3 protein-coding genes are annotated in these 3,501 nt (G+C 62.8%); all 3 read right to left on the reverse strand.

Annotation, left to right across the window (positions count from 1 at the left end):
* Positions 1-440: 440 nt before the first annotated feature.
* Positions 441-1,568, reverse strand: a complete 1,128-nt coding sequence (locus ACXJL8_RS36765; protein WP_456623333.1) for a M24 family metallopeptidase — start codon at positions 1,566-1,568, stop codon at positions 441-443.
* 40 nt (positions 1,569-1,608) lie between these two features.
* A complete protein-coding gene (locus ACXJL8_RS36770) occupies positions 1,609-2,823 on the reverse strand; it encodes a M20 family metallopeptidase (RefSeq protein WP_456623332.1) in 1,215 nt (404 codons plus the stop codon).
* An 18-nt stretch (positions 2,824-2,841) separates the two neighbouring features.
* Positions 2,842-3,501: ABC transporter ATP-binding protein (locus tag ACXJL8_RS36775; protein WP_456686594.1), on the reverse strand; the 660-nt coding region annotated here is incomplete at its 5' end.

Below are 3,501 nucleotides of genomic sequence, written 5' to 3' on the forward strand. Positions count from 1 at the left end.
TCGCAGAGCATGTTGCGAAACATCGCCTCATTCGTGTGCTGGAAGATTGGACGCCGCCAATTGCCGGATTCTTCATGTATTACCCCAGTCGTCGGCATCAGCCGGCCGCGCTGTCTGCACTAACGAACGCGCTGCGAGCCTCTTCACAATAGTTGGCACGCGACGAACTGTATCATGAGCGCGGACAGCTTCATGCTGCCGAGTGCAGTCTTGAGCAACGCCATCACGGCTGCCTTTGACCGGCGAGGGGCTCTCCAACTTCGTGCATGTCTTCATCGTGCAGGAGTTCAGGATGTTCAAACAGTTAGACGACGCCGTGTGCACGACGTGTGCTCCGGGAGATCAAGAAAAATCTCATCACAGCCAATGTGAGAAGGCCTTCTGAAGTGGGTAGGAGTCGCCCCAGGTCGGGACGTGCACGTCTCTGGGTCGCGCGTTGCTCAGACCTGAAACACTTGCCGCGGCGAGCGCGTCAGACACTCGTGCCCGGTCTCGGTGACGAGCACTGTCTCGCTGATCGCGATGCCATCGGCGGAGACGTACATGTGAAACACCATGCCTTCCTCCAGCGTCCAATGGGCCGTGGGCAGGAAGATGCGCGAGAAGTCACTGGTGCGCGGGCTATGGAGCGGATAGCAGCCGAGCGAATAGCCGGTGATGTTGGGGTAGTCGGGCCGTAGTCCATCGGCGAGCATGGCGTTTCGCGCCAGAGCGTCGACCTCGGCGGCGTCGGCTCCAGGCTTGATCGCCTCGAACTGCCGGTCCTGGATATCGATGAGCCGCCGGGCGAGATGCGACCGGCGCGGGTCGATTTCTCCGATCACGGCCGAGCGCATCAGGCGGGCGCTGTAGCCGTCAATATAGGGCAACAGTTCCATATGCAGGATATCGCCCTTGGCCAGCGGCTGCTTGGTCAGTCCGCCGTGCAGGAACGCGTTGCCGACGCCGGCGGTAATGATCCCCGCGCGTGCGGCGTCCGCGCCTTCCTGCATGAAGACCTGATAGACGGCCGCTGCCGCGTCGCGGCCCGATCGACCTTCGCCGGAGGCTTTCAGAGCTGCATCGATGCCGAGGTCGCCGATCGCGGCAGCGCGCCGGAGCACGGCGATCTCCCTCGTGCTCTTCCTGGCGCGGAGCTCGGCCATCACGCCGGAGAAGTCGACAAAGCGCGCGTCTGGCAGTTGCGCCGAGAGCTGCTTGAAGCGGGAGAGCGGCATGCAATAGGAATCCTCATCGAGCCCGACGCGGCCTGTCGCATAGCCAAGGCTACGGATGGTGTCGGCGAGCATCCGGATCGGGTCTTCCCAATCGGCGAAGGCAACGGAGCGCGACAGCCACGAGCTCTCGGTGAACGGGCCAAGGTCGACGGCGCGAAGGATCATGATCGGCTCGCCGTCGCGCGGCAGAAGGCAGGCCCGGTACATGTTCTCCGAGATCGAGAAGCCGGTGAGGTAGGCAAGGAACTCGCTCTGGTCGACGATGAGGACATCGAGCTCGCGAGCGGCCATCTGCTCGTGCACGCGCTTAACGCGCGCCTCATATTCGTCGATCGGAAACAACATTGCCATTCATCCTTCGTGGTATCAGGTGCGCGCGTTTCAGCGCCCGCTATCCGCAAATCTCCAGAATGGCCAGCATGTAGATGCGGATCATGTCGATGAAATCACCGATGTCGACACGTTCATCGGGCATTGTGTTGTAACGGCCGCCGGGGCCACAGACGATGCCTTCCATTCCGCCGTAATAGTGCAGATGGCCAGCATCGGTCCCGTAGAAGCAGCTCGGGGCGACGGCGCCCGTCGGCTGCTCTTCTCCGCGTACTGCGCGATAAGCGCGGTTGACGGCCTGGACGATCGGGCTCGTGCGTGCCACTTCGAATGGCGGCATGGTCGGCACGCCGGAGCGGTCCTCCGACATGATCTCGGCCTTGAGGCCGGGAAACCGTGCTTCGAGTGCGTCGAGCTCGCGGCGCATGTCGGCCAGGGCCTTGGCTTCGGACTGGCCCGGTGCGTAGCGGCCCGAGCCCTTGATCCGCACGAAGTCCGCAACCTGGGGCGTGCGCCATTCGTGCAACTCGCGGCCGAGCGCGCCGTGCACGACGCCAACATGGACGCGATTGATCCGCTCATGCTCCGGCGAGAGGGCGCCCGAGAATTTCATCGCATTGAGGCGCGGAATGAGGTCGCACGCGGCCGTGATCGCATCGACCGCCTCTTCGCGCTTGGACAGATGACGGGTATTGCCGGTCAGCTCGATGATGAACATGAACGCTGCGGCGTGCATGGTCATGGCCTTCAGGTCGGTCGGCTCGGAGTTGATGAAATAGTCGGCGCGAAGTCCCTGCTCGACCAGCGAGTAGGTGCCGACGCCGCCTTGCAGCTCGCCGACCACATAGGTGAGGATGACGTCGCCGCTGAGTTTGACGCCGGCGTCGATCAGCGTCTTGACCGCGCAGAAGTAGGCGGCATCACCGGCCTTCATGTTGGAAACGCCGATGCCGTAGATGAAGTCGTCGTCGACCTTGCCTGCCCAAGGGTCGACGGTCCAGCCTTCGGTCACCGGGTTGGTGTCGAGATGGCCGTTGAACATCAGGCTCTTGCCGCCGCCGCTGCCCTTCCAGCGGCCGACGGCGTTGACGCGCCCCTCATTGCCGAAGGCTGTGAGCTCGGTATCGAGGCCGATCTCGCGCATGCGGCCAGCCATGAAGGCTGCGAGCTGCTTCTCGTCGTCCGATCTGGAGTAGCTCTTGTGCTGCACCATGAGTGACAGAAGATCGAGGGCAGCGGGCACGTCGATCCGAGCGAGAAGTGCGTTGTGGTCCATGGCAGGAAGTCCTTGTCGTCAACCGACCGGCACGGGGGAAGCAGCCATCAGTTCGCGGGTGTAGGGATGAACGTGGTTCGCATCGAAATCTTCGACGGGCAGAAGGTCGACCACTGCACCCCGGCGCATCACCGCGATGCGGTGAGCGATCTGACGGATAAGGTTGAGATCGTGGGTGATGAAGAGAAAGGCGGTTCCAGTCTCCTCACGCAGCGTCAGCAGCAATTCGATGATCTGGGCCTGCACAGAGACGTCCAGCGGCGCGGTGATCTCGTCGCAGATCACGAGTTTCGGCCGCGCAGCGAAGGCACGCGCGATGGCGATGCGCTGCTTCTCGCCGCCTGAAAGCTGATGCGGCCAGCGGTTGGCGTAGGATTGGGGCAGTCGCACCTGGTCGAGCAGGCGGGGAATATCTGCAAGATGGCCGCCGTAGAGCTTGAGAGGACGTGACAGGATCTCGTCGATCCTGTGACGCGGATTGAGTGACGAATCTGGATGCTGGAAAATGATCTGCACGTCGCGGCGGTAAGCGGCGTTCATGTCGCGCATGCCGTGGATCTCGTGCTCGTCGAAGGAGATTGTGCCTGAGAAGCGCGCAAGTCCGGTTAGGGCGCGCGCCATCGAAGACTTGCCAGAGCCGGACTCGCCGACGAGACCGAGGATCTCGCCGCCACGAAC

It is taken from the genome of Bradyrhizobium sp. P5_C11_2 (assembly GCF_054049755.1).